General features: G+C 45.5%; 21 protein-coding genes. 12 read left to right on the top strand and 9 right to left on the bottom strand.

Features of this window, described 5'->3' with window-relative positions; genetic code table 11:
• Positions 1-115: 115 nt before the first annotated feature.
• Positions 116-451, top strand: a complete 336-nt coding sequence (locus NDI35_RS28290; RefSeq protein ID WP_445315609.1) for a tetratricopeptide repeat protein — start codon at positions 116-118, stop codon at positions 449-451.
• A 32-nt stretch (positions 452-483) separates the two neighbouring features.
• On the opposite strand, the gene NDI35_RS28285 is transcribed toward NDI35_RS28290, so the two are convergent.
• The 4 genes from NDI35_RS28285 to NDI35_RS28270 all read right to left on the bottom strand — a co-directional run bounded on the left by NDI35_RS28285 (position 484) and on the right by NDI35_RS28270 (position 2,832).
• The gene (locus tag NDI35_RS28285; protein ID WP_445315608.1) at positions 484-621 is read right to left on the bottom strand and encodes a DUF6888 family protein; all 138 of its coding nucleotides are present in this window, start codon (positions 619-621) and stop codon (positions 484-486) included.
• On the bottom strand, positions 614-850 hold the full coding sequence (locus NDI35_RS28280) for a hypothetical protein (protein ID WP_445315607.1): 237 nt from the start codon (positions 848-850) through the stop codon (positions 614-616). Before NDI35_RS28280 ends, NDI35_RS28285 begins: the two co-directional genes overlap by 8 nt.
• Entirely contained in the window at positions 847-1,134 is a 288-nt protein-coding gene (locus tag NDI35_RS28275; protein ID WP_445315606.1) for a type II toxin-antitoxin system HigB family toxin, read from the bottom strand. The genes NDI35_RS28280 and NDI35_RS28275 overlap by 4 nt, the downstream gene beginning before the upstream one ends.
• A gap of 189 nt (positions 1,135-1,323) precedes the next feature.
• Positions 1,324-2,832: a UbiD family decarboxylase gene (locus NDI35_RS28270; RefSeq protein ID WP_445315605.1), complete on the bottom strand. Its 1,509-nt coding sequence runs from the start codon at positions 2,830-2,832 to the stop codon at positions 1,324-1,326.
• 334 nt (positions 2,833-3,166) lie between these two features.
• Between NDI35_RS28270 and pstS the strand changes: the two genes are divergently transcribed.
• From pstS to hppD, 8 genes are all read left to right on the top strand, one after another.
• Positions 3,167-4,195, top strand: a complete 1,029-nt coding sequence (gene pstS, locus NDI35_RS28265; protein WP_445315604.1) for a phosphate ABC transporter substrate-binding protein PstS — start codon at positions 3,167-3,169, stop codon at positions 4,193-4,195.
• A 202-nt stretch (positions 4,196-4,397) separates the two neighbouring features.
• The gene (gene pstC / locus NDI35_RS28260; protein WP_445315603.1) at positions 4,398-5,399 is read left to right on the top strand and encodes a phosphate ABC transporter permease subunit PstC; all 1,002 of its coding nucleotides are present in this window, start codon (positions 4,398-4,400) and stop codon (positions 5,397-5,399) included.
• Positions 5,400-5,474: 75 nt separating this feature from the next.
• Complete coding sequence (gene pstA, locus NDI35_RS28255) at positions 5,475-6,455, top strand: phosphate ABC transporter permease PstA (RefSeq protein ID WP_445315602.1); 981 nt, start codon at positions 5,475-5,477, stop codon at positions 6,453-6,455.
• A gap of 56 nt (positions 6,456-6,511) precedes the next feature.
• Positions 6,512-7,363 (top strand): phosphate ABC transporter ATP-binding protein PstB, encoded by an 852-nt coding sequence (gene pstB, locus NDI35_RS28250; protein ID WP_445315601.1) that lies wholly within the window; start codon positions 6,512-6,514, stop codon positions 7,361-7,363.
• 170 nt (positions 7,364-7,533) lie between these two features.
• On the top strand, positions 7,534-8,805 hold the full coding sequence (locus NDI35_RS28245; RefSeq protein ID WP_445315600.1) for an APC family permease: 1,272 nt from the start codon (positions 7,534-7,536) through the stop codon (positions 8,803-8,805).
• A 42-nt stretch (positions 8,806-8,847) separates the two neighbouring features.
• The gene (locus NDI35_RS28240; RefSeq protein WP_445315599.1) at positions 8,848-10,254 is read left to right on the top strand and encodes a PIN domain-containing protein; all 1,407 of its coding nucleotides are present in this window, start codon (positions 8,848-8,850) and stop codon (positions 10,252-10,254) included.
• A gap of 83 nt (positions 10,255-10,337) precedes the next feature.
• On the top strand, positions 10,338-11,045 hold the full coding sequence (locus NDI35_RS28235; RefSeq protein ID WP_445315598.1) for an SDR family oxidoreductase: 708 nt from the start codon (positions 10,338-10,340) through the stop codon (positions 11,043-11,045).
• 401 nt (positions 11,046-11,446) lie between these two features.
• Positions 11,447-12,508 (top strand): 4-hydroxyphenylpyruvate dioxygenase, encoded by a 1,062-nt coding sequence (hppD, locus tag NDI35_RS28230; protein ID WP_445315597.1) that lies wholly within the window; start codon positions 11,447-11,449, stop codon positions 12,506-12,508.
• A gap of 20 nt (positions 12,509-12,528) precedes the next feature.
• Here hppD and NDI35_RS28225 read toward each other — a convergent pair whose 3' ends face one another.
• The gene (locus NDI35_RS28225; protein WP_445315596.1) at positions 12,529-13,062 is read right to left on the bottom strand and encodes a GNAT family N-acetyltransferase; all 534 of its coding nucleotides are present in this window, start codon (positions 13,060-13,062) and stop codon (positions 12,529-12,531) included.
• Entirely contained in the window at positions 13,043-15,172 is a 2,130-nt protein-coding gene (locus tag NDI35_RS28220; protein WP_445315595.1) for a diguanylate cyclase domain-containing protein, read from the bottom strand. Before NDI35_RS28220 ends, NDI35_RS28225 begins: the two co-directional genes overlap by 20 nt.
• 497 nt (positions 15,173-15,669) lie before the next feature.
• Here NDI35_RS28220 and NDI35_RS28215 point away from each other — a divergent pair, with 497 nt between their 5' ends.
• The gene (locus tag NDI35_RS28215) at positions 15,670-16,356 is read left to right on the top strand and encodes an HAD family hydrolase (RefSeq protein ID WP_445315594.1); all 687 of its coding nucleotides are present in this window, start codon (positions 15,670-15,672) and stop codon (positions 16,354-16,356) included.
• A 160-nt stretch (positions 16,357-16,516) separates the two neighbouring features.
• On the opposite strand, the gene NDI35_RS28210 is transcribed toward NDI35_RS28215, so the two are convergent.
• Both NDI35_RS28210 and pgeF read right to left on the bottom strand, forming a co-directional pair.
• On the bottom strand, positions 16,517-17,128 hold the full coding sequence (locus NDI35_RS28210; RefSeq protein WP_190663744.1) for a CPP1-like family protein: 612 nt from the start codon (positions 17,126-17,128) through the stop codon (positions 16,517-16,519).
• Between the two features lie 243 nt (positions 17,129-17,371).
• Entirely contained in the window at positions 17,372-18,250 is an 879-nt protein-coding gene (pgeF, locus tag NDI35_RS28205) for a peptidoglycan editing factor PgeF (RefSeq protein ID WP_445315593.1), read from the bottom strand.
• Between the two features lie 561 nt (positions 18,251-18,811).
• Between pgeF and NDI35_RS28200 the strand changes: the two genes are divergently transcribed.
• Both NDI35_RS28200 and NDI35_RS28195 read left to right on the top strand, forming a co-directional pair.
• Positions 18,812-20,614: a M23 family metallopeptidase gene (locus tag NDI35_RS28200; protein WP_445315592.1), complete on the top strand. Its 1,803-nt coding sequence runs from the start codon at positions 18,812-18,814 to the stop codon at positions 20,612-20,614.
• 74 nt (positions 20,615-20,688) lie between these two features.
• Complete coding sequence (locus tag NDI35_RS28195) at positions 20,689-23,064, top strand: glycosyltransferase family protein (protein ID WP_445315591.1); 2,376 nt, start codon at positions 20,689-20,691, stop codon at positions 23,062-23,064.
• A gap of 36 nt (positions 23,065-23,100) precedes the next feature.
• Here the strand turns inward: NDI35_RS28195 and NDI35_RS28190 are convergent, their stop codons facing one another.
• On the bottom strand, positions 23,101-24,294 hold the full coding sequence (locus tag NDI35_RS28190) for a glycosyltransferase family 2 protein (protein WP_445315590.1): 1,194 nt from the start codon (positions 24,292-24,294) through the stop codon (positions 23,101-23,103).
• Between the last annotated feature and the right edge of the window lie 1,700 nt (positions 24,295-25,994).

The following is a 25,994-nucleotide window of genomic DNA, read 5'->3' as shown; positions in this document are numbered from 1 at the left end:
TGGGTAGAATCCATGATGGGCTTAGTTCGCAATAAGCAGTCATTTTATCAGAGGGGACTAAAAGCTATAAAGCTTATAGGGCAACCGCTTTAGCTTCGTTGTCGCCCCCTGAACGATGGGACGCTACGCGGAGGCGGAACCCTTTTATGTGCGATCGCTCTCTATCAGGGAGCAGCAGCTCGGAGCCGACCATCCCGATACGGCAAGTAGTTTGAACAATCTAGCATTGCTGTACCGTGCAATGGGACGCTACCCGGAGGCGGAACCATTTTACCTGAGAGCATTAGAAATCTGGTTTAACCGATTGGGAGAGAATCATCCCAACACCCAAACCGCTTGGAGCAATTTCATTTATTGTCTCCGGGAGGCGATATCAGCGGGTCAAGACTCGCAACTTTCCCAGCATCCAACAACACAAGCAATACTTCAGCAACTTCGGGAGACGGACTAGCTGTTGCTGCTAGAGCGATTATTGCCAATTTCTTACTCAAATTTTTGGCGAATCGCTTCATCTACAAAACTCCAGTTTCCAGATGGAAAGACTATGATTTGCAGTTCGTCGCCTGCGAAAATGTCAAGTTCGCCACTTTGTGGGTCAAAGCGGAATAGTGAGTTACACAACCTCTTCTAATTCAGGAATATGTTCAGCTTCATAGTTTTCGATTAAGACACCAATAACGTCCATCATCGAAGCAAGGGGATGGCTTTCATCCTCGCCCACTCGATCAATAAGGCTATCCAGTAGTTCGACTAAACGCTCATATTCCTGTTCGGTGTGAGGGACAAAAACCATTTTAGCAATGGATGACCAAGCACCAATTGTTTGATCGACATTAAGACTTTGCATCATTCTTTCCACCTTTCTTCATCGTATTCTGAGTGAGTTAATACAGCTCGAATGTAGACTTTGTGCCGATTGTAATGAATAGCAGCAATAAGTCTAACTTTATTCCCTCCAATGTTGAAAACAGTCAATTTCCCTACTCTATCGGCAGATGGAAATACTTCACGGAGTTCAACGAAGGTCGCAAATTCATTTTGTTTGACGAGTTTGTACCACTGAACCAAGGCATTTGTTGTATCTGGATGAAGTTTAGCAAACTCATTCAGCCGTTTGCGGGTGATCACGTGCATATTAATTTACTCATGCCTCCTCCTCTTTAATTTTTGGCGTTAGTCCTATCAACGAAGCATCGAGCCAGATTCTTCGTTTCGCTCAGAATGACAGAATTACCTTAAAATGCGTAAATCCAGTTTATCAAACTCCCGAAAAAAAAGGGAGAAATTCTCTCTCCCCTTCTCTACGCCTTTACGATTCCGTCCCTACTTCATCTCATATCCAAACAAATTCGGATCGACTTCTCCCAAATTCAAATCGGCCAAACCATACTCAGCCCAACGCCTTTCTACCATCGCCGCCACATCCGGATCGGACTCCAAAACTTCACCCCATTCGTGATTGGTTTCCGGCGGCATCTTCGTAGTAGCATCAATCCCCATTCTGCCTCCCAAACCAATCTTTTCACTGGCAAAATCTAACGTATCAAAAGGCGTATTCGGCAGAATAAATACATCCCGAACCGGATCGACTTTAGAACTAATTGCCCAAACTACTTGACGCGGGTCGCGAATGTTGATACTTTTATCGACAACAATCACAAACTTAGTGTAAGTAAACTGCGGTAATGCACTCCAAAATGCTAAAGCAGCCCTGCGCGCTTGACCGGGATATGCTTTATCAATGGAGATAATTGCCGCCTTATAACTCAGCGCTTCCATCGGTAAGAAGAAATCGACAATTTCCGATACTTGCTGCCGCAAAATAGGGGTATAAATACGGTTAAGCGCGATCGCCATCATTGCTTCTTCTTTCGGCGGCCGCCCGCTAAATGTGGTCAGATAAATCGGGTCTTTGCGGTGCGTCATGCAGTTGAACCGCACCAACGGCGAATCTTCCACGCCGCCGTAATAACCCATGTGATCCCCGAAGGGCCCGTCGGGCAGAACTTCACCGGGGGTAATCGTTCCTTCTAACACAATTTCCGAGTCCGCCGGTACTTCCAAATCTACGGTTTTGCACTTCGCCAATTGCACGCCGGAACCGCCGTAAAGTCCGGCAAATAACCATTCCGATAAATCTACAGGAATTGGCGTTGCTGCGGCGAGAATAATCAGGGGATCGACTCCCATGGCGATCGCAACTTCCAATTTTTTACCAGCCTGCGCCGCTTTCCGCAAGTGCCGCGCCCCGCCCCGCACCGATAACCAGTGTACAGTCATCGTGTTTTTTGACTGCAACTGCAACCGATAAACCCCCACATTCGGCGTACCGGTTTCGCAATCTTTGGTAATTACCAAACCCAGGGTGATAATTTTGCCCGCATCTCCCGGATAAGGGCGAATCATCGGGATTTTGTTCAAATCCAGCCCTTCTCCCTCAAGTACCACTTGCTGACAAGCTGGGAAAAAGTCGCGGCCGGGTTTGGCTTTCACTACGTCAAACAGCACTTTGCCGAATTCTATCGCTTGGGAAATCTTTTTCGGCGGTTTTGGCTGTTGCAGCATTCCCAGTTTTTTGCCGAGCTCTTCTAGTTCGATCGGCTTTTCCATGTTCATCGCCCAGCAAACGCGCTCTTCTGTACCCAAGAGGTTAATGGCGACTGGGAATTCGGCCCCTTTGACGTTTTCAAATAGCAGTCCCGGGCCGCCTTTTTGCAGCATTTGGTTGGAAATTTCGGCAATTTCGAGGTCGGAATCGACTAAGGCGCTAATCCGGCGCAGTTGTCCCCGTTCTTCGAGCAGTTTTAGGAATCCCCGCAAGTCTCTTGCCATTGTTGTTAAAGAAATGTTAAGTGCCCCTACTATTATGCGGCTATCGGGGGATGGAGTGCGGGGTGGGGGCGATCGGGCGATCGCTAAATAAATTTCTATTGTTATCGTTACTCTATGACTTGGTATTTCTCTGATTCATCAAAAATTGACTTTAGCTAATTTTTCTTTGCCATACTCTTAACCATAATTTAAACAAAGCTTATTCTATCGTTAGTTAATCTACTATTAACCAAAATTTAAAACAAGCTTATTCTATTAAAGCCCTTTCCTTGGGGGTTTCAGTCTATCCTATGGAGGAGATTTGCAAAGTCGGCTATTAAGGGAGAGGAGGAATATGAATTTTTTCACAGGACGTTGGCGACGTAGTTTTATAGTGACACTAGCAGCCGCCGCATTTTCGCTAACTTTGATTAGTTCCGCTGTAGCTGCTGTTACCCTAAACGGTTCGGGAGCAACTTTCCCTAAACCTCTTTACGATCGCTACTTCTCTCAGATGAGAAGTGCAAATCAAATTACTGTAAACTACGAAGGAACTGGCAGCGGTGCTGGCATCAAAGCATTAATTGCAGGCACTGTTGATTTCGCAGGCAGCGACGCGCTGATGAGTGCTGCACAAATCGCTGAGGTAAAGCGGGGTGTAATAGCTATTCCCACGGCTGGCGGCGCTGTTGCAGTTGTTTACAACTTGCCCGGAGTGACGAATCTGAGGCTAAGTAACGATGCTCTGAAAGGCATCTTTGAAGGGAAGATTACTCGCTGGAATGATGCGAAAATAGCCGGAATTTCTGGACAAGCTAAAAACTTGCCAAATACTCCCATTCGAGTAGCTGTACGCGCAGATAGCAGCGGTACAACCTTTATTTTTGCTAACCACTTGCAGGCGACCGGTAGCAGCATCAAAGCTGCCGCGCAGCCGAGTTGGCCAGGAAGCCCTGTCAGTGGTCAAGGAAACCCCGGCGTAGCTGCTTTGGTGAAGAATACAGCGGGTGCGATCGGCTACGTTCAAGATACTTTTGCTCGGCAAAACAATCTCCAAACAGCATTTATTCAAAATAAAGCTGGTCGGTTTGTAGATCCTAGCTTGGCCGAAGCAGAGAAAGCTTTCGCAGGGGAAACATTCCCCGCAGACTTCCGCTTAGTAGAAGGCAATCCTAACGACGGTTATCCGATTGTTGGTTTGACTTGGCTGTTAATCTACAAACAGTATCCTGCTGCGAAAGCAGATGCTATTAAAAAGATGGTTAATTGGGTGATGACTACAGGTCAAGGTATCAACAAACAGCTAGAGTTTACTCAGATTCCTTCAGCTACAGCTCAAAAGGTGGTTCAAACAGTTAATCAGACTGTGGTTGCCAGAGGTTAATTCCGGCGATCGCACGGGGTTAGGAGTTGACGAGTTAAATGTATGACTCAAAACTCATAAATTATCAGGTTAATGTGCGCTAAATTTACTGTGTAAGGTACGCAATGCGTACCTTACCAACCAGGTGCGTAGCGCGCAGCCAGCGCATTAGAATTACTCTTCTTTCAAGCAAATATTTCACTTTTGACGCACTAATTCCGGTATGACCCATATTTCAAAAAAAACGAAAAAATTGACTCGGAAATCGGCAGAAATAAACACAGAAGTAGATTTGACAGATACTGCTGGTGAAGGTCTATGGATGGAGTCAGGATTTACACTATTTGTATGGGGTTTTGCCCTAGCCACAGCGGCCACTTTGTTTTGGATGAGTGCGGTAATTTTTAAAGATGCTTGGCCTGCTATTAGCGAATTTGGACTCTCATTCTTGTGGAATCCCAAGTGGGATATCGGCGAGTTGCAGTTTGGGGCTTTGCCGTTTATTTACGGTACTGTAATTAGTTCTGCGATCGGCATAATCATCGCACTTCCTTTAGGGCTGTCAGTAGCTATAGTTACTAGCGAGAACTTCTTACCCGTTTGGGTGCGATCGCCCTTGGGATTCATGGTTGAATTAATCGCGGCTATTCCCAGCGTGATAGTTGGCCTGTGGGGAATCTTTGTTTTGATTCCCTTTTTGTTGCCATTGCAGCAGTCATTGTTCGATAATTTCAGTTGGTTTCCCCTGTTCAGCAGCGAACCTTTAGGCCCCGGAATGCTCCCAGCCGGAATACTGTTATCAATTATGATTTTGCCCACAGTAGCCGCCATCAGCCGCGAGGTATTGATGTCAGTTCCCGTAGATTTGCGAAGTGCTTCCATGTCCCTCGGCGCCACCCGCTGGGAAACAATATTTAAGCTGTTATTACCAGCAGCTAGTTCAGGGATTATCGGCGCCACCATATTAGCATTGGGACGCGCATTAGGCGAAACAATGGCAGTCACAATGGTAATTGGCAACTCGATTCAAATTAACCCCTCCCTGCTCGCTCCCAGCTACTCAATTCCTGCTGTTTTGGCAAGTCAATTTCGGGAAGCTGTCGAACCGCTGCACACCGGGGCTTTGATGTATTTAGCCTTAATTTTATTTGTGATAACTTTGTTGGTAAATGCGATCGCAGTATTGTTAGTTCAGCTAATTGGCGCCAAGGAGGCTAAAACTTAACATCATCGAAAGCAATTTGGTCACAAGCCGCGCCGCCGGATTTATCCGCTGGTTCAATCTAAAATCTAAAATCGCATGACTCAAGCACAAAAATTAGACAGTATTCTGGATGCAGAAATCAACAACCCCCTGTCCCTAAGCAGAACTCTTTTCAGCCGGGGAATGACAGTTATCGCTTTCGCCCTGACAGCTCTGGCGCTGCTCCCTTTGTTTGCTATTTTATACAAAATTCTGGGGGAAGGACTCACACATTTGAGCTGGGAAGTGCTAGTGTCTCTACCAGCACCCGTCGGAGTTGAAGACCAGCCCAACGGCTTTGCAAATGCCATTCTCGGCACTGCTTTAATGGTAGGAATTGCGACCTTAATCAGCGTACCCATAGGCGTAATGACGGGAATATTTTTGTCTGAGTTTGGTAGAGAAAACAAAGCGATAGCCAATAGTATTCGCTTTATCACCGTCATTCTTAGCAGCGTTCCCTCGATCGTAGTTGGCGTCTTTTCCTACGCCCTAATTGTCGTTACTACCAAAGCATTTTCATCATTAGCAGGCGGTTTTGCCCTTGGCATCATCATGCTTCCAGTTGTTGCTCTGACAACAGAACAAGCATTAAAATTAGTGCCTACTTCTTACCGCCTCGCTTCTGCGGGTTTGGGAGGCGGACGTTTTCAAACTATTTTTCGGATTATCATACCTTCAGCACTTCCAACTATTACCACAGGTATTTTACTCGCTGCTTCCCGGGCCGCCGGCGAAACCGCACCGCTGATTGTAACGGCGTTGTCAAGTCAATTTTGGCCTCCTTTAGTTGATAAATTGGGCGAGATAATGCAGTCTCCCATAGGCGGAGAAACTATCTCAAAACTTAAAGAAATTCCTGAAACACTGCTGACTCCGACTCCTTCCATGTCAGTATTAATATATAGCTACGCCAGCTCTCCTTACAAAGAGCAGAACGAATTGGCGTGGACTGCTGCCTCTGTGCTTTTGGGCATGGTTTTGATTGCTAGCGTCGCATCCCGTACCGTAACTCGGAAACGCTTGCAAAATCGATAAATCAATAACTAAAGTGCATCTATCCGTCAAATATTAACAATATAACCCGGCAAATAATGAAACCTAAAGCTAACTTGAAATCAGAAAAGCATACAGATAAATTGCTAGAAGATGCTACCCCAGAAATTGACCCCAATGCAATGCCAGCACTGCGGGTTCAGGACTTAAGTTTTTATTACGGAACTCACAAAGTCTTAGAAAATTTATCTATGAATATCCCTCATCCGCAAATTACGGCGATTATTGGCCCTTCAGGTTGCGGCAAATCTACCTTTCTCAAAGCTCTCAACCGGATTGGTGAATTGGAGGGAAAGGTTCAAATTAAAGGAAGAGTAGAGTTTTTTGGACAGGATATTTACAGCCCGAAAGTAAACATTAATAGTTTGCGCCGCCAAATTGGGATGGTGTTTCAAAGACCAAATCCTTTTCCGCTGAGCATCTACGATAATATTGCTTACGGGGTGAGGATTTTTGGTCGCAAAAGCAAAGCAGAATTAGATGAAATTGTGGAATCTTCCCTCAAAAGTGCGGCGCTTTGGAATGAAGTCAAAGACGATTTGAAGAAATCTGCTCAGGGGATTTCGGGGGGACAGCAGCAGCGACTTTGTATTGCTCGCGCTTTGGCTGTGAAGCCGAAAATTTTGCTGATGGATGAACCTTGTTCTGCTCTTGATCCGATTTCAACGATGAAGATTGAGGAGTTATTTCAGACTCTGCGGCAGCAGTTAACTGTTGTGATTGTGACGCACAATATGCAGCAGGCTGCTCGCGTTTCTGATTACACGGCATTTTTTAATACTGATGAAAGTCGCATCGGCCGCATGGTTGAATTTGGGCCGACAAGTAAGATTTTTACTTCTGCGGGCAATTCGAGTACGAGAGATTACATTCAAGGCCGTTTCGGTTAATACTTACATCTTGAACCTCTTTCAGAACAGGCAAGATGTCTGTTCCACAACAGACAAATATTTTTGTGGATCTGGCATTTTGCCTGCTATAGTTATGTCTTCAGAACAGGCAAGATGCCTGTTCCATAACAGACAAATATTTTTGTGCAGGCATCTTGCCTGCTATAGTTATGTCTTCAACACTGCTGAAGCGAGAGTTGGGTATTTTCGGCGCTACTCTGATGGGGCTCGGCTCAATCGTCGGTACCGGAGTATTTGTGAGTATCGGCATTGCTGCGGAAGTTGCTGGGCCGGGAGTGATTTTGGCGGTAGGTATTGCAGCTTTTGTTGCGGTTTGCAATGGCCTTAACAGCGCTCAATTAGCGGCAAATCATCCTGTTAGCGGTGGTACTTATGAATATGGCTACAAATATCTCAATCCTTGGCTGGGTTTCACTGCCGGCTGGATGTTTTTGTTGGCGAAAACGGCTTCTGCGGCTACTGCTGCTTTGGGTTTTGCGGGGTATTTTTTAAATGCAGTTGGTGTAGCCGATCGCACTTACCTGATCCTAACAGCTTTAGTCGCCCTCGCCACCCTGACTCTGGTTGTCTTAACGGGAATTAGGCGATCGAATATTGCCAATACTGCCATAGTCTCAGTTACACTTCTATCCTTAGCGGTGTTTGTTGCTGTCGGTTTGCCAGAGGTAAGGTGGGAAATAGCCACGCTACAGAATGATAGCTCGATCGGCTCCATCTTCCAGGCCACCGCCCTGATGTTTGTCGCTTATAGCGGTTACGCCCGCATCACCACAATGAGCGAGGAAGTGCGGGAACCGAGGGAAACCATTCCCAAAGCCATAATTTTCACTTTGGTGCTGACAATGCTGCTTTACGTGGGGGTAGCAGTAGTTGTCGCGGGCGTCGGGGGAATCGATAAATTGTCTTTACAACCAGGCGGCACGGCTGCACCTTTGGAAGTCATCGCCCGCAGTTTCCCAATTCCAGGAGTTTCTCAACTGCTAGCCGTCGGCGCAATTACCGCTATGTTGGGAGTTTTGCTGAACTTAATTTTAGGGCTGTCGCGCATCTGGCTGGCGATGGGGCGGCGCTTGGATATGCCGAGAGTCTTGGCGCGACTCAATCCTTCGGGCACAACGCCTTATGTAGCTGTGGTGGTTGTGGAAGTTACGATCGCACTTTTAATCCTCCTCGGCGATGTCAAAACCACTTGGTCATTTAGCGCTTTTAGCGTTTTGATATATTACGCTATCACCAACCTCGCCGCGCTGCAACTTTCCCCCGCCGAAAGGCTTTATCCGCAGTGGTTGGCTTGGGTGGGTTTGGGGAATTGTCTGTTTCTGGCTTTCTGGGTGGAGAGGCAAATTTGGCTGACAGGATTGGCATTAATTGCCGCCGGTTTAATTTGGCGGGCGATCGTCCGACTCCCGGCGAGAAACTAGAAGTGTGATAAATTGAAACAGCATCCCGCATTGTAGAGGGTCATGCCCGATCGAACTCCCTTGCTGGCGACTCAAGAATCTCTCGCATTCAGCGCCATCAGTCGCTATATAGCTCAAACCCTAATTACCATTCAGGAACAGCATCCCGAATGGATAGCTGAAAAATACAGGAACACCCCCTGGGCAAAACCTGATTTTCAGTCAGTTTTGATTGGAAAATTGACAAAAAGTTTCACAGTAGCCAGCGATACAGATTCCCTGCTGCTGACAGCAAAAAAATACCTACAAATTCTGCTGGTTCCAGAATTCATTAATTCACCTCAATTCAGCAAATTATCTGCCAAAATTCAGCAGCTAGCCCAATCTCAAACAGCACCAGCTAAATCACAAAACTCAGTTTCGTCCAAACCTCCCACTCTCACCAATCAAACAAATTCGCTTTCTATCGGCATTGCTATATTGCTGCTAGATGTCGAAAACTTGCAACTCAACATCGAAACCGAAAAATTTTTAGAGGGAATTTGCCACTATCCCATCCAAATCAAAGTTGCCTTTGCCAACTGGCGCAGCATGGGCAAAAAAGATGCCGAATTTCACCAGCGCGGCTATCAACTGATTCACGTCCCCCCCGGCAAAGACAGTGCCGACTTAAAAATGGCTACAGTCGGCGCATCGATTTTCGTACATTATCCCACAGCCAAAGAGATTTTTGTCTGTTCGTCCGATCGCGCCCTCACTCACCTCAGCAACACACTGCAAGCCCACGGATTAACCGTATTTCAAGTCCGAAAACAAATAGATAAAATCATAGTTTTAAACAGCAAAACCGGACAAGTGGAAACCCATTCCCTTGTAACCACACCGGAAATTACACCCCTAGAACAATTAGTTATTCAACTAAAAGAATTAATCAAAAAAGAGCAAAAACGCACCTCAACTCAGTGGATAAAACTTTCTACTGTTTCAGCTTTATTTAGGGAAAATTACGGTTTAGTCCTCAATCAAGTTGTTTCTCATCATTTGCTCGGCACTAAAACCAGGGATATCTTTCTCAAATATCCCACCGATTTTGTTCTCCACAAACCCTCAGAAACTTCTCAAACTTATGTCACTCTTTTTGAAGTCAAACTGCCGCCCCCCCCGCCCATACTTAACCAAGAAAATCTGAATAACCATCAGGCAGCACCTGCCAGCTTGACAGATATTAATTCTCTGGAAGACTTGGAAAGAGCTCTTGTCAAAATCGTTGGCGACTTAACAGGCAACTCTCCTGAAAATTCTGTATTTCTCTCCAATGTAGGCAGCGAATTTCACCGACAATACGGCAAACAAATTACCCAAATAATTAAAGATTTTAATCTCGGTAGGAAATTTACTAAATTTTTGCAATCCTGCGCTTCTCTCCAGCTTAAAAAAGCCGAAAAAGGCTGGCAAGTTTCCCTCAATTAATTAAAAATTAAAATATATCAACCTCCCCATTAGTAGCAACTTGAGTTATCATACAATTGGGACGTAAAGAAATGTAAAGGGATATGCACGACAAAGTTGTGGTTGTGGTGGGTGCGAGTGGCGGCATCGGTTCAGCAGTGGCCCGCAAACTCGCTGATGCGGGTGCGAGGCTAGTGCTCGCCGCCAGAGACAGCAGTAAGTTAGACGCTTTAGCTAGCGAACTTTCAGCAACAGAGGTACTGTGCGTGCCCACAGATATCACCGATTTGCCCCAAGTCGAGACGCTGATGCAAAAAGCGGCGGGGCATTTCGGACAAATTGATGCCCTCATAAACGCCGCCGGTGCCGGAATTCTCAAGCAGTGGAACAAGTTAGAACCCGCTGATTTAGATGCAATGCTTGACTTGAACTTAAAAGGCAGTTTTTACACGTCTCAAGCAGCGGCGAATGTGATGAAAGAGCGCAAATCCGGCCACATTTGCAATGTCATTGGGATTTTGGGCAAGCATTCGATGGCGATGGGAACGGCTTATTGCGCTTCAAAGTTTGGGGTAGTTGGTTTCAGCAAGTGCATGGCAGATGAGCTGCGACGCTACGGCATTAAGTTTACGCTATTCTATTTTGGCGGGGTGGATTCTCCGTTTTGGGATAATGTGAGTTTGAAGGTAGACAGGTCAAAAATGCTGAGTACCGAAACGGCCGCAAATGCGATTATGTTTGCTCTTTCGGCTGACCCGCAAGCTGTGCCGATGGAGATTAATATTCAGCCGGAAAGTCATTTGTTCTTTTAGCGATTGAGGAGTGATTTGAAGGCAGAAGGCAGCGGAAGCTGAAGGTCAGAAAAATTATGATATTTTTAGGTTTGAGAACTTGTACAGCACTTAATTATGTAGGGTGCACGGGCTGGTGAACCTTACCCCTATAAGTAGCGCGTCAAACCATTTTTTTGCCTTAGTCCTATTGGGGAAAGCCTAGCGGTCACACCTAAGTTATCGCAGACACGGGGTTTCTTTTAAGTGCCGACTTATTTCTGCCTTCAGAGGGAGCTAGGATATTCAATCTTTAGGTTATTATTAAGTGGGCGCGCAATAAAAAATATGAAAAATATCCATTACTCAGTCCCTCCTTTGCAATTTCGCCTTGAAAATCAGCAGATTTTCCATTTTTCAGTTTCCATTTTCAATTATTGATTATGGAGTTCGATCGCATTCAATTTTACGTTGAAAACGCTAAAGTATCCCGCGACTGGTTTGTCAGCCAGTTAGGCTTTCAATTCATAGCAGGTTACGCCAACAGCCACACTCACACTGAAGTTGTCAGCAGCGGCAATGTATGTTTTGTTTTATCTTCGCCCCTGACACCCGCGAGTCCGGCTGCTACTTGGTTGAAGTTTCATCCTCCAGGGATTTCCGATGTGGGTTTTCGGGTAAAAAATATTGAATTAGCGCTAGCTAGAGCGGCGGCAGAAGGCGCTAAAATCCTGGAACCGATTCAAGAAGACCTAAACGCAGGAGGCTATTTTAAGCGGGCAAAAATTTCGGGATGGGGAGATTTAACCCATACTCTCGTGGAACGAATTGGCAGCCATTCACTGCTATCGGCTTCGGATAAGGTGCCGTTGTTTACCCGGATTGACCACGTAGTGTTAAATGTTGAATCTGGGGATTTATCAAGTGCTGTTAGTTGGTATCAAAAAATATTAGGTTTTCAACCGCAGCAAAATTTTGACATTCAGACTGAGAAATCGGCTTTGCGGAGCCAAGTTATGGTGCACGCTGAAGGTGGGGTGCAATTCCCGATTAATGAACCGGCATCAGCTAATTCTCAAATTCAAGAGTTTTTGAGTGCAAATCGAGGGCCGGGAATTCAGCACATGGCTTTGCAAACTAATAATATTGTGGGGGTTGTTGCCGATTTGCGATCGTGCGGTTTGCCTTTTCTGCCGGTTCCTCCCACATACTACTCCCAATTGCAGCAGCGGCAAAACTATTTGCCCGCAGATTGGCCAGCCATTGCAGCTTGTCAAGTTTTGGCAGATTGGCAAGAAGATACTCCCGCAGCGATGCTGCTGCAAATCTTTACCCAGCCAATTTTTTCAGAACCGACTTTCTTTTTCGAGATTATTGAGCGCCGAGTTAGTTTAGTTAACGGCAAAAAAGTGCAAGCTGGAGGTTTTGGTGCGGGGAATTTTCGAGCTTTGTTTGAGGCAATTGAACGCGAACAAATGAAGAGGGGAAGTTTAATAGATGATTGACAAAACTTCCACTTTTTCGGTCAGATCGGCGTGTTAATCAGCACTGCGATATCTTTCCAACCGTAGGCAATTTCTTTGAGTGCAACTCCTGCTCTACTTGTTTGCTGTTCGTCTACTTTTTCACCTCCTAAGAATTCATAAAACCTATAGGCTGAATTGTCTCCTAGTACCCAAACTAGCATCGAGTTCAAACTTAATTCTGCCAATTTTGTGGCAACTGTTCTCACGAGTTGCCGTCCGATTCCTTGACGCTGATATTCCTCCAAAATATAGATGGCAAATAATTCTCCTTTATATACATATTTGCCCGTGCGCTCGCCACCACCCGCAGCAAAACCCACAATTTGCCCCGAATCATTCTCAGCAACGCAGACAAAAACCCCAGTATTTTTGACGTTTGTCAGGGTTTCTTGCCAACGGCTTTCTGCTTTTTCATAGGACAGTTGCGCGAGGTAATCTGCTGGTACAATTTTTCGGTAAGCTGTCCGCCAAGTATCTAGATTCACCCGTGCGATTGCAGGTGCGTCAGCGATTTTAGCTTCTCTCACAATCATCAGAACATACTCCTTTCGGGCCCTGAAATTCTATTTTCAAGTCTAGGGCAACTATACGATCGCGCCCTTCTAGTTTAGCTCGATACAGGGCTCGATCGGCCTGTCCAATTAACTCCTCAATCGATAAACCAGCATTAGGTACAGTAGTAGCGATCCCCATACTGAGAGTTATAAACTCACTTACCTTGGAAGCAGCATGAAAAATTGCTGCAGCTTTCAAATCGCTGCGAATTGCTTCAGCTACCCGCATTGCTCCTTGCACATCAGTTCGCGACAAAATTACCGCAAATTCTTCGCCGCCGTAGCGGGCGGCTAAATCTCCTGCCCGCTGAGCGTTGCTAGCTAAAATCTCGGCTACTTGTTTTAAACATTCGTCGCCTCCTTGATGCCCGTAATGATCGTTGTAAAGTTTGAAAAAATCGATATCGCACAAAATTAAAGACAGCGACTCTTTTTCTCGCTCCATCAACTGCCATTCTAACTCCAATTTTTTGTCAAAACAGCGACGGTTGGGAATTTGAGTCAATCCATCCACCGAAGCGAGCCGCTGCAATTCCATGTTAGCTGCTTGTAATTCTAATTTGGCTTGTTCTAAAGCTAAATTTTGTCGAGCTAATTCTTCACTTTGGCGTTTTTCTTGTTCGTACAAAAATCGGATTGAAGCTTCAGCTTCTTGCAATTCTTGCTCTGCATATTTGCGCTTGACAAATTCTCCTAATTGAGAACTTACCACAGCTATGATCTGAAGTAAATCTTGATCCGGTGGCAGTTCTTCCCGGCAAAAAAAAGTCATTACTCCTACAACTTGGCTCCTAGCGTGAATGGGGAAACCGAATCCCGATCGCAGTCCCGCTTCCTCTGCCAAGCGCGATCGCACGAAACTGGGATCGCCCACAAGATCAGTAATCCACTGCGTAGAACCGCTTCTGGAAACCGCTCCCGGCAAACCCTCACCCGCAGCCAAAGTAATCTGCTGGTCGTTTTCGGCAAACTCCCTAACTTCCTCCGCAGCCTGCCAAACTGCCACCCGCTGCCAACAAAGAGTTTCCTCGATCGGACAGCACAGCGGCAGGCACCAAAGCGGATCTGTTTCAGATTTTATTTCCTCACCCAATCTAGTTTCTTTCTCCGCCTCTGCAGGCGTCCAAAGTTCGCCAAAATCCCACCCAAAACTTTGGCAAATAGCTTGCAAGATTTTCGGAGTTGCGCTATCTAGAGAAGTTGATTCTGACAGGATATGAGTAACAGCATACTGTGCTTCTTGACACTTTTTTATGCGTTGTTGTTTGGTAATGTCTTTGCCGATATAAACAAAATCTTGTATAACCTCGCTATCTCCATCCTTGCTTCCTGTGCTTGTCTCAAAATTAGAGCATGAAAACGCAACAATCAGCTTTAAACCTATTTTCGTTTGGCAAGCTACTTTTACTTGAGGCCAATATTGGCTTTTAAGTGCAGGAGGTAGCTGGCTGACTTTGCGTAACAATTCCTCCTCTGCCGTAATCAGGGATATGGATTGGCCGATTAATTCCGATTCGGTATACCCAAATAATTGCTGTGCAGCTTGATTCACTTTTTTGATTTGGCCCGATGTTCCTGTTACGAACAAAACATCCCCTAGGGAATTAATAATTTTGTCAATATAATCGCCAGCCGCAGCTAACTTATCGCCTTTAATACTTGTTTTCTTGGCAGCCTGAAGGATGGTTGGCTGACCTCCAATGCTATCTGTCACATCTTCACATAAAATAATCAATCTGTCAGCATTGGCTTGTCCCTTATAACCAAAAATGTACAAATTTAGATACAAATAAGATCCGTCTTTGAGAACTCGGCTAATTGATTGCAACTGACAATCTTGCTGTCGTTCTTCGATAATATCTTCCAGGAGTCCTTCAATTCCGATCAGTTCGGGAAAACTATCGCGCACGTCTTTTCCTTCGGCTACTTCTTCATGAATGTAGGCAAAATCTTGCACTTTCAAAGATATTTCTTTAATCTTAAGTTCCCGATCGACTGTGAGGTATTCAATCCTGCGTAAGGATAACAGCTTATAAAGAAGAATATTAATACTTCTGGGGCTGCTCTCTACAGTTAATGTGGGAAGCATCTCGTTATTGTAGAGCATCTCTCTCAAAGGTTAGCCGGTAAAGTTAGTTGTTGTTTGGCTGCGATTTATCATGGAAATTTTTATACTGGCAGATGTCATCACCTGTTACCGCTGGCTAATTTATGCAAACAGTACACTTTGGATTCTCCAAGCAGTTTTTTGCTTATTTTAAAAATGGGGCCAAATATTAATTGAACCAAATTTTTTTGAGAAAGCGCAGTCAAAATCAGCCTCGATTGAGGTTGAGATTTATGAACAATATGTAGCGGTTTACACTATTTGTGCGGCACATTTTAATTTTAAATTTCCCGATATGGCTGACAACCGCTCAAGTTGAGGAACAGCACAGTTTAATTCAAATGTTTGCTTTTAATTAGCACCATTCCTATAGACCTTACCTCCCCTGGGTATTTGTGTCAATTTTTGTAAAGAAAGTGTTACCTTTAAATGATATAGTATCGAAGGATTTGTATAAAAGCTTAAAAATACTCTGCTAAATGCTGAGACTTATTACCGACTTTGACGGCCCGATCATGGACGTGTCCGATCGCTACTACCGAGTTTACCAGTATTGTCTCGCCGAGACTAAGCGTTCGGGCCAACCAGTGCGAGAACTCCCCAAAGCCGAGTTTTGGGATCTGAAGCGCGCGCGGGTTCCCGAAACCGAAATTGGCATTCTCTCAGGATTAGACGCAGATCAAGCCCGCGATTTTGCCCAGACACGCCGTCAAACCGTCCACACTCTACCCTACATGATTTACGATCAACCAGTGTCCAACGTTCTGGAAACTCTCGAAAAGGTGCAGCGCGCTGGAGTAGACTTAGCGGTGATGACCATGCGCCGCGTTAGGGAACTAGATGAAGCCTTCAACCGCTGCAATTTAGGGCAATTTTTCCCAGAAAACCGCCGCTATTGCCTCCCCAACGATTACGTTAAAACCGGGGATGTCAAAGATAAGCCGCTGTTGATGGCAAGAGCTCTCGCCGAACTGCCGCCGGCTTCTGACACTTGGATGGTTGGCGATACGGAGGCGGACATTGTAGCAGCCAAAACGCACGGTGTCAAGGTAATTGGTGTTTTGTGCGGAATTCGCGATCGTACCCAACTAGAAATGCACCAACCTGATTTAATTGCCAACAATTTGAGCGAAGCAGTTGAGATTATTTTAGGTCACAAAAATTAGTCATTAGTCATTAGTCATTAGTCATTAGTTATTAGTCATTAGTCATTAGTTATTAATTGTTAGCTGATGTTATTGGTCGGAGGTCTTGATTCCACAGTTATTAGTGGTTGGCTGCTGACTAATAACTGCTGACTAATAACTGCTGACTAATGACTGCTGACTATCGCAGAAAACCGCTGACCAGCCACAGAATTAAAAACGTAAACAAAGCGATAAATTTCTCTGTTGTTATAAATGCCGGACTGACCAAAGAACCCAAAAAGCCTCCCAGCAACAAGCCTATAACCAAGCCAGCCACAGTCAGCAGCACTGCCCGACCAAATTTTTGTTCCTTGCGATTAACAAAATAAAGACAAGAGCCGACCCCAAGAGCCAGAGTCAACTGTAGTAAACCATCATTAGCCGCCGGATAAATACTCAGTCCGCCTAACCCCACATACACCCCAGCAGGCCACAAAATGTCCGATCGACTAGGAGTATCGATTAGCCGCTGCAACCAAGCTGGGCTGCCACTAGGAGGAGACGGAGTAAAGCTTGGGGGTGGGGGAGTCAGCCGTTCGGGAAAGCGGATGCGTTCGGGCACTTTAATTTTACCTTCCTGTCGCTGTCGCAGGCGATCCATGAGGATCGCGTCGTAAGCGGCTTCGAGCAATTCCAAACGTTTCTTGTCACCGCTGTACTGCTCAGCTAGGCGCGTGCGGGCCTCTTGCACTTCATCAAAGGAAGCATCTTCATCGACTTCAAGCAGTTGATAGGGAGTTGGCTCACTCATGGTAATAACCCGCTGAAGACTCTCGTTATAGAGCAATCTTAACAAGAGAGGAAAGCGGGGCGGGATCTCTGCCGCTTTCCCAAAAGTTTTGCTGCTAGTTTTTGGTGCTTTAAAACAGGAACCAGCAAACCTTACGAAAATAGAAACTAGAAGGCATTTGGCATTCGTAAATAAAAAATAATGAATCCAAAGATTTTTATTTTTATCTTTGCCGTCTAAAATTTTACCTTCTGCCAAATGCCCTCAGAAGGGACTTGTCCCGCAGGCACTCACAATTCCCGACCACTGGACTTTTTTAAGTCGATCGCGGCGGTAGGAAAAAAAGCGAGCCGAGTCAGAATAAGTACAGAAAGGAGCGATCGCCACTTGAGAAACATCGATTCCCAACTGCTGCAATTGCAAAGCATTGCAGAGGCGAACATCCAAGCGTACTTTTCCCGGTTCAGGATCGGCTAAGACAGGCGTTTCCGGCAGTTGGTGCAAAAACTCTAGAATGCCGTCGGCTGTCACACTAACGGCATTCTTAGGAGCAATGGTGGCTCCCAGTTCCGCTGCTACTTCCACAGATACCTGGTAAACCTTTCCAGCGATCGCCGGCCCCATAGCAATCTTCAGATTTTCTAGTTGACTGCCTTGTGCCACAAGTTGAGCGATCGCCTCTGGTAATATCTTAGCAGCAGTCCCGCGCCAACCCGCGTGAACTGCAGCAACGAGTCCCGTGCGATCGTCAGCAATCAGCACCGGCACACAGTCAGCCGAGCAAACCCACAGCGCCTCCAGTTCTCGCTCGGCAACCAAGCCATCAGCCTCAGCATAGCTTGGGGCAGCGGTTTCCGGGCCCGCAGCCACAACCGGCGACAACTCACTCGTTTTGAGTACCGCATTGCCGTGTACCTGTTGGAGTCGGTAAACCTTAGCTCCAGGTTCGAGAACTGCCGTCAGATCGATCGGCCCCTGGGGCGAGAAATCGCGAGTAAAAAAGCCGTGAGACCAGCGAGAAAGCAAGCTGCAAGTCAGATAGGGCAACCCTTCAGAACTCTGCCACTCCCAACTGATCCCGTCAGGCTGTCCGAAGCACTCAGAGTTTGGAAAATTTGTCAAGCGATCGCCAGCTAAAGTCATGAAAACCCATCCATCCCCAAGCGAATCATTTAGCTTGTATTCTAAACAATCAAAAATTTTGTCCGCGTAGTTTAAAGGCAGCGGCAGCTTTAAGAAAAAAATCGCGATGAGTCGGCGGTTTTAGGACGACTCACATCTTGCACCATTCTCGCTTAACAGGCTTTCCGGCCTGTTCCACAAAGAGTAGATTTTCTTGTGGGGTGGGCCGAAGAGCCCGCCCTGAAAAGATTATTGAGAATGGTGCAATATCTCAGGACGATCGACTGCGCCGAAATTTTGCATAACCCGAGAAATATAGGCAACTAATTAACATATACGAACACCAAAGCGCTATCATCAGTGTGGCCATCACAGACTTTTAGGCAAGTGCCATCGGGATCAAAAAAACCGGATATCGATCGCGAGTGAATGCGTAAGGCATTTGAGCTTGTTCTATGTGCAAAAAAAATTGCCTCAAGCCCGGTAAAATCAGTTAGGCCTGTATATAAAGACAAGGATTGCCATACATTCGATCCTGACTTCGAGATCCTTGTGCCCCCTGTTGAGTTGGGAAAAAAAATCGTGAAACCAGTTCCAGACAAGCAAATAACAGCCCCTTTGAACACCAAACAGCAAAAAAAGAACCCTACAGGCGCCCGGACTCGATCGCGCCTTTTGTCCGATCGCTCACTGCTGGTGGGACTGGGTTGTCTTGCCAGTCTGGGACTGCTCAGCAAAGGCTTAGTTTGGGCCCAAGCCGAAACTCCGCCAGCAGAACAAGCCGTCCCCGGCGCAGCAGAGCTCCAGCCATTATTTGAAGCTCCTCTCCCGCCCCCGGAACCCGCATACAGCCAAGCCGAGCCAGAACCATACCCTGAACCGCAGGCAGAAGTTCCACCGTCCGAGCCTTTCGATCCCGCACCGGCCTGGGAACCGGAGTACGCCAGCGAACCACCTCCCACGCAATATTATTTACCGGAGCCAGCGCTGATTCCCCTGCCAGAAGCGACGGCCCAGGAGCCGCCTTTTGAAGCGCCAGTTAACCCAGCCCACGCTGAAATCGACCAAACAGACTACAGTGTTGGCGCTACCACCCAGTACGAAGAGTACGAAGCGCCAACCAGAATAGAGTTTGCAGAACGATCGACCGGCTGCGAAGGAGTTGGTTTGTGCGCGCCTCCTCCTATTTCCGAGCCGGTGACGGCAGATGCAGGAGAACCCAACTACAGCCCGGAACCTCCGATCGCAGACGACGGTTATATTGCAGCCCCTCCTCCTCGAAATCTGCCAGAAAGCCTTCCGGGCAATATTCGGGGAACTGTTGCCGGAAATAGTAACGGGAATCCTGTCAGTAAACTCGGTCAAGCCGTTCAACAAATAGGCAGCCAGGTTTGGAGGGATTCAAGCCCACCGGAATCTGCCTACGCACCCCCGCGCTACTCGGCTAACGCTGGATACTCTGCAGACGCTGGATACTCTGCAGACGCAGGATACTCGGCAAACACTGGATACTCGGCAAACATCGGATACTCCGCAGACACAGGATACTCTGCAGATGCTGGGTATTATGCCGGATCTGCATCTTACGGCGGCGGCGCTCCAGCGCCCAGCATGGGACTCGGGCCGGTTCAAGTCGGTGCGGTTAGTGTCAGCAGCGGCAGCAATACCGGTTTTGCTTACTACAATCTCACGCCACGTCCCGCAGGCCTGCCCGGAAATGGCAACACCAGCTTACTGTTTCCGCTATCTATTGCTTCGGCAATTACTTCGCCGTTTGGGTGGCGGACTCATCCAGTTCTGGGCTACGGCAGGTTTCACACCGGAACTGACTTAGGGGCCCCGATGGGAACGCCCGTACTGGCAGCCTATGCGGGTCAAGTGGCGATCGCCGATTGGTTGGGCGGCTACGGTTTGACGGTGGTTCTCAACCACAGCAAAAAGTCTCAGGAAACTCTCTACGCCCACCTTTCGGAACTGTTTGTGAAACCGGGAGAGTGGGTGAAACAGGGAGAGACGATCGGCCGCGTCGGCAGTACGGGAATGTCTACAGGGCCTCACCTCCACTTTGAGGTTCGCCAAATGACTGACCAGGGTTGGGTGGCGATCGATCCGGGCTCTCAGCTAGAATTCGCTCTGGCAAAAATGATCGGCAGTTTGGAAACCGCCAAAGTACCGCAAATGCCGAAAATGGTGGAAATACAAACCGCTAACTCACTCAAGGATTTGGAAAACGATCTGCCTCAGCTTCCACCTCTGCCGCTGGGAATGGACATCGAAGTTCACAACCTCCAGCCGCCATTCCCGGAACTGTTAAAAGCTGACATTTCTAAGCCCAAAGATGCCGAAGCAGTCAAACCCAAAATTCAGAAGCAAGCTAACAGGTAAAAATTGGGGTTTGGCTAGATTAATTTTCTTGTGGAACGGTCGAAAAGCCCACCCCACAAGAAAATTTATGTTTTGTGCAACGAGCAAGCGAACTCGTTGATTTTCCTCGTTACCAGGCTTTTTCGGGTAAGGAGGAAAAATTGATAAAAAATGGTAACTTGCAGCTTATGCTAATAGCGCAGAATTTGTGGGAATTAATTTTATTTCTGATTATTCTAGTCGGGCCGATCCCCTTAAGCTTGTCTCTTGCCTTTGAGAATCAGAAAGAAAACAATAACTATTCATTTCCCCATTTTCTCCTCGTACTCCTGACGGGATGGAGTATTGCACAAGTTTGTATCGGCTTGATTTTAGGAAGTGCCGATCGCCTAAATATTGTTGCGGTGATTATAGCAGAAATATTGATGGGTGCGATCGGCTTCATCCTGATTTATACAAAAAACCACAAAACTTTTACCTTCTCCGAGTGGCCGATTCCCCAACTGAAGCAACCTCTGAGCAAATCAGAATATCTAATTATTGTTGCCACCGCTGTTGCAGGATTTTTGCTGTTACAAACTCTCGCCAGCAAACCCACAACCAATTATGATTCATTGTGGTTTCACCTGCCTGCGATCGCCCGATGGTATCAAACCCATTCATTGACATTATTAGATGCTGCCGGAAATTGGATTTTTGAACAAGAACAAGCCAGAGTATATCCCTACAATTGGCACGTTTTATCTGCTTTGTGTGTAATCCCATTCAAAGAAGACTTTCTCGCAGCTTTTCCCCTGCTAATTGCGTGGTTACTTGAGGGAATTGCCGTCTATCTCTTGAGCATAAAATTTGGAGCAACCCGAATTCACGGTATGGCAGCAGCATCTTTAGTATTGACAGTACCGATGATGCTCAACCAAGTTAACACGATTCACCCAGACTTACCGCTAGCTGCAATATTTACAGTCGGTTTATATTTTGGTTTATCCTATCATAGCAGCCGATCGCAATCTGAACTATCCCTATTTTTGGCAGCCGTAGGAATGCTAGCGGGAATAAAAATCACTGGGATAGTCTATGCAGCCTCACTTTTAGGAGGATTAGCAATATTAGAAATTAAAAGATTTGCGGTTAATAAAAAATCTACATCAGCTAATTTTAGAATTCGCCACTTTCTCAAACCAGTCTTGCTGTGCGGCGTAGCTTGTTGCTTGCTTTTAGGAGGTTTTTGGTATGCGAGAAACTTGCTGCAAATCAATTACCCTGTCAGCGAAGTCGGCGATATTAAAATTCCCTTAGAGCCTGTTTCCTTACCGTCTCCCGTACCTGGGCAAACACCTCCGGTACAGCAGCCGCCCGCTTCGTCACTTCTAAAGATTTGGCAAAGCACTTTAGCAGCTCAATTTAATCCCAGCAATATTTCCCACTGGCAAACTGTCGGCTTACAAATTATCATTAGGTTGCAACTGCCCTTTCTGGCGATCGCACTTCAGGTATTGGCAGCACCTCTGGCTTTTATCAGAGGAAAAACCCGAATAATCAATCAAAATAATATCATTTTAATTGTAGTTCTCGCCAGCACCGGAATTTTGTATTTAATTACACCTTACACCTCCGGTACTGCGGGAGACTCGATCGGTCAACTCAGCCCTCTACTCGGTTTTAACCTCAGATATGGATTTCCCTTTTTAAGCTTACTCGCCATCGCAGCAGCAGCTACAGCAACACTCTTGAAAACTCCAAATCTAGTTGTTCTGGCAGTGGTTTTGGTTAGTGGTTTTTGCGGAATTACTAGCAACACAACTTTTGATTATATTAAAAATGCTTCTTTCACCGGAGATAGTATTGTTTGGGGGAGTTTGTTGATTGACAATTTTAAGTCTAATCCAGTAGAAGCCATTAATAGTATTGGAAAAATCTTAGCTCCGAGTTGGCAATATATATTACCCTATCCGATATTTTATCTTGTGTCACTGATGCTGGCTGCGATATTGTGGAAAATCAATCCTAGCTTCGGATGGCTGAACCATCTATTTCCCAGCAGAAAAAAATCAATTTATATAGTGATAATTGGTATCTGTATAGGATTGATATTAATTGGTCATTGGAGGGAAAAGCGAGATATTGCACGCACCGAGCTGTATCGTGGTATTTACGAATATATTGATAAAAATACAGTACCTGATGAAAGAATAGGCTTCTTTTTAAGTTCGCGCAGCTACCTGTTTTACGGGAGAAATTTGGACAGACAAGTTTTATATGTGCCGTTTAGAGCCGATAGACTTTCGGCATGGATTGACAACCTGCGGCAAAATAAAATTAGGACTGTGGGATTCGGACCCCTGACTGGGACAGACGCAGCTACTCGGAAAGCTCTATCTTGGCTGACAAGTGCCCAGGGCCCGCTGCAACCAGTTTTCGGAAAAGATTTTAATACTGAGTCGGTGCTGTATCGCTTGAAAAAGTGGTGAGTAGTTAATTTTTAATAGCCTTAATTTCTTTTTTCCTTAAGACAACTCTGCTTTTGTCGGTGGCGGGGCGCTAATCTTCACTTGAGGAATCGTGTCAATATTTGTTCGGTTTCGCTTGACAAGCAGGGAAATTGAGCGGTGAAAAATGTTCCCTATCGTTACCATTAATTCGATTTTTTTGCGCCGGATCTCTACTAACACCTCCCGGCTGATCAGTTGCTTATCAGAGGATGGCGTATCTTCTACTCTCACAGGTGCATCTAGAGCCTCCTGATGTTTCCTAGACTGCTGGGATAATAGGTTTAAAAGGCTCTTTCCCAATACTCTGTAAAAGCCAGAACGCAATAAGGGTGAGATACACTCAGTTTTTAAAGCTTGGAATAACCAAAAGAGTGCGGTGCGATCGCGGCCGTTGTGGCTGCTTTGGTGCGCTAAGTACAGCAAAAAATTACTGCTAGATAATCGGTGCAGGAAATCGGGAATTTCGGGATGCCGTTGCTTGGCAGCTTGCAGCATCAAAGATTGAGAATTCGCCATTGTCGTATAGTTGGTAGACATAGTGTTATACATCCTGCGATAGCCAATTAAAAATTCCGGCACGGCTCGAAATTGATAAATCTCTGCTATCCGCAGGTACAAGTCCCAGTCTTCACAGCCTTGAGCATTCCTTTCCTTCAATGTCTTGTCATAAACCCCCACCTTTTCCAAACAACTGCGACGGATCAGAGAAGCACTCGCGTTTCCTATAAAGTTGTGACAGATGAGGGTTCCGTACACGTCACCTTCAATTCTATAAGACCGGAATCCTCCTGTTAGCAATCCTTTTTCATCCAAGTCCACTGTCCACGAATAGACGACCCCTACTTCTTCCCCTCCCTCCAACATAGATTGAACTTGTTTTTCTATGTTTTCAGGATACCAAATATCATCGGCATCAATGGGCGCAATATATTCTCCTCTCGACTTCTGAATTCCTAAGTTTCGAGCAGCAGCGACTCCAGCATTTTGCTGTTTCAAAAGCTGGACGCGAGAATCTTTTTTGCTGATTTTTTCGACAATTTCAGCGGTTCGATCCTGGGAACCGTCATCGACTACTAAAACTTCAATTGCGGGATAAGTTTGAGCGAGAACAGATTTCAGAGTTTCTTCAATAAAGGGTTCAGCGTTGTATGCAGGGATAATGACTGAGACAAGAGGCAAAGAGAGGGATTTTTGAGAATCAGGCTGCATTGGCTTTTAAGAATGTTTTTCAAAATTTTTGTTGCTTTCTCGATTGGCTGCTCTACCTTACCCTCCTCGCAGTCAGGACTTAGACATTTGGTGAAAGAGACAGCCAATAGCTGCTAATAATAAATAATTTTACCCCATTTTTAGTTAAACGTCAATGGGAGATAGCACGTCTAAATGAGTTGTGCCAATTACAAAAATGATGATCTCCTCAAACAAAAAGTTATCTTATTATAGGGAAACAAATGGCAATTGTAAAATCTAGGAGATAAAATAAAAGCTCCCTAAATCACACTAATTTGTTGCTAACCCGAAGTTTTGAAGGTTGTTATCAAACTTTAAATTAAGCGTATGGTAATCCTAAAAATTTGTTAACTTCCTCAAAAACTTTACCAATTCTAATGGTAATCTTGGGTAATATTTCCGGGATTACTACTTGTAAACCTCTGAGTTTATCTCATATATTAATTAGGCATTGACCCATGTTTCTATTGTGAATAACTGGAAAAAATGTGAGTACAGGTCGCCCAAGAAACAGACTTGAGTAAAATCACTCAAAATCTCATAAGCTGTCGCGCATTTAAATTGTATATTCAGGGCGGCCGTCCCGCCCACCCCATAAGACTTTGATTTTTTTTGACATAGAATTTAAAGGCCCAACAGCTTAGCATAAAAAATATTATAACCAGAACTAAGCCATCGACGGCATTGTGCGACGTGGAAAAGTACACATATTTTCTCTGATCTAAATCAAAATATTCCGGTTGTTGTCGGTTAGGAATGAAGGCAGCATCTCATATTTGTAAAAACACTTCTTCTGGCTCCTTCCTTCTGACTCCTGCCTCCTGACTTCTGCCTCCAAACTCCAATTTCTAGCTTGGCGGCTCTCATTGAGATAGTCCCAGAATGAAAAATTAATCAAGTTATTAATAGTTCATTCCTAATTCCACCCCTCCCTATTTTTTATCCTCTATCGCTGCATACCTTCTTGGGGATTTTTCGGCTCAAGAGTTAGAAATATCAATAGTTATACAATTTATTAATTGTTGACTCTAGGGAACTAGAATAAAACATTGGTTTAAATGTAAAGTAGTGTAGTAAAGTAAAAAAAATGATGGGAAGTTTCTCTAATTTTTAGTAAAATCCGCAATAAGCGTGCAGATGCTCATTATATAATTATTCATCAAATTATTGATGATTTCTTCCTTATTTGTTGACAACTTATTGCCTGGTTGGGCAAAACGTATCAATCGCGAGCGCTACCATTTTGGCTGTATTTGAAGGCGTTGAAATTCAAAAAATGCAGGTGCAAAAATATGTATCTTGCCGTAAAAAACTATCACAAAATAATTGACGGCGTGACAAGCAGGTTGAAAGCAAAGCTGCGTCAATTTTTTGATTTGAGTAACCAAGTGAAAAGATATTCGCGGGCGTGAGTCAATAAAAGAGAGTGGCGAGCTGCCTTGAATCAGGTTCAAGGCGAGTTCGGACGATATTATGAGTCAATAAGCGTGTAAATGATCAGCTATTTTTTGTGAGTTTTGGAGGCTTAAATGCTTGGATGCTAAAGGTTTTATAGGGGTGTTACTACCCACATTCCGCAGATGTGTGTAAAATTTTTTTATCCGTTCTGAAAAGTTGGAGTCAAAAAGTTTTTCCGTTTAACTTATGCGGTTTTAACGTCACGGATACCTGTCAACTCT

The sequence above is a fragment of the Microcoleus vaginatus FACHB-2002 genome (assembly GCF_040004035.1).
GTDB classification, from domain to species: Bacteria; Cyanobacteriota; Cyanobacteriia; order Cyanobacteriales; family Microcoleaceae; genus Microcoleus; species Microcoleus vaginatus_C.
Note: the sequence above shows the minus strand (reverse complement) of the source record. Positions and strands in the feature narration are given on the sequence as shown.

Coding starts and splice junctions, on each gene's coding strand:
- NDI35_RS28275 (WP_445315606.1), bottom strand. CDS start 1,134: ATGCACGTGATCACCCGCAAACGGCTGAATGAGTTTGCTAAACTTCAT.
- pgeF (WP_445315593.1), bottom strand. CDS start 18,250: ATGACTTTAGCTGGCGATCGCTTGACAAATTTTCCAAACTCTGAGTGC.
- NDI35_RS28235 (WP_445315598.1), top strand. CDS start 10,338: ATGCACGACAAAGTTGTGGTTGTGGTGGGTGCGAGTGGCGGCATCGGT.
- NDI35_RS28215 (WP_445315594.1), top strand. CDS start 15,670: ATGCTGAGACTTATTACCGACTTTGACGGCCCGATCATGGACGTGTCC.
- pstB (WP_445315601.1), top strand. CDS start 6,512: ATGAAACCTAAAGCTAACTTGAAATCAGAAAAGCATACAGATAAATTG.
- pstC (WP_445315603.1), top strand. CDS start 4,398: ATGACCCATATTTCAAAAAAAACGAAAAAATTGACTCGGAAATCGGCA.
- NDI35_RS28280 (WP_445315607.1), bottom strand. CDS start 850: ATGATGCAAAGTCTTAATGTCGATCAAACAATTGGTGCTTGGTCATCC.
- NDI35_RS28210 (WP_190663744.1), bottom strand. CDS start 17,128: ATGAGTGAGCCAACTCCCTATCAACTGCTTGAAGTCGATGAAGATGCT.
- hppD (WP_445315597.1), top strand. CDS start 11,447: ATGGAGTTCGATCGCATTCAATTTTACGTTGAAAACGCTAAAGTATCC.
- NDI35_RS28245 (WP_445315600.1), top strand. CDS start 7,534: ATGTCTTCAACACTGCTGAAGCGAGAGTTGGGTATTTTCGGCGCTACT.
- pstA (WP_445315602.1), top strand. CDS start 5,475: ATGACTCAAGCACAAAAATTAGACAGTATTCTGGATGCAGAAATCAAC.
- NDI35_RS28220 (WP_445315595.1), bottom strand. CDS start 15,172: ATGCTTCCCACATTAACTGTAGAGAGCAGCCCCAGAAGTATTAATATT.
- NDI35_RS28190 (WP_445315590.1), bottom strand. CDS start 24,294: ATGCAGCCTGATTCTCAAAAATCCCTCTCTTTGCCTCTTGTCTCAGTC.
- pstS (WP_445315604.1), top strand. CDS start 3,167: ATGAATTTTTTCACAGGACGTTGGCGACGTAGTTTTATAGTGACACTA.
- NDI35_RS28270 (WP_445315605.1), bottom strand. CDS start 2,832: ATGGCAAGAGACTTGCGGGGATTCCTAAAACTGCTCGAAGAACGGGGA.
- NDI35_RS28290 (WP_445315609.1), top strand. CDS start 116: ATGGGACGCTACGCGGAGGCGGAACCCTTTTATGTGCGATCGCTCTCT.
- NDI35_RS28240 (WP_445315599.1), top strand. CDS start 8,848: ATGCCCGATCGAACTCCCTTGCTGGCGACTCAAGAATCTCTCGCATTC.
- NDI35_RS28225 (WP_445315596.1), bottom strand. CDS start 13,062: ATGATTGTGAGAGAAGCTAAAATCGCTGACGCACCTGCAATCGCACGG.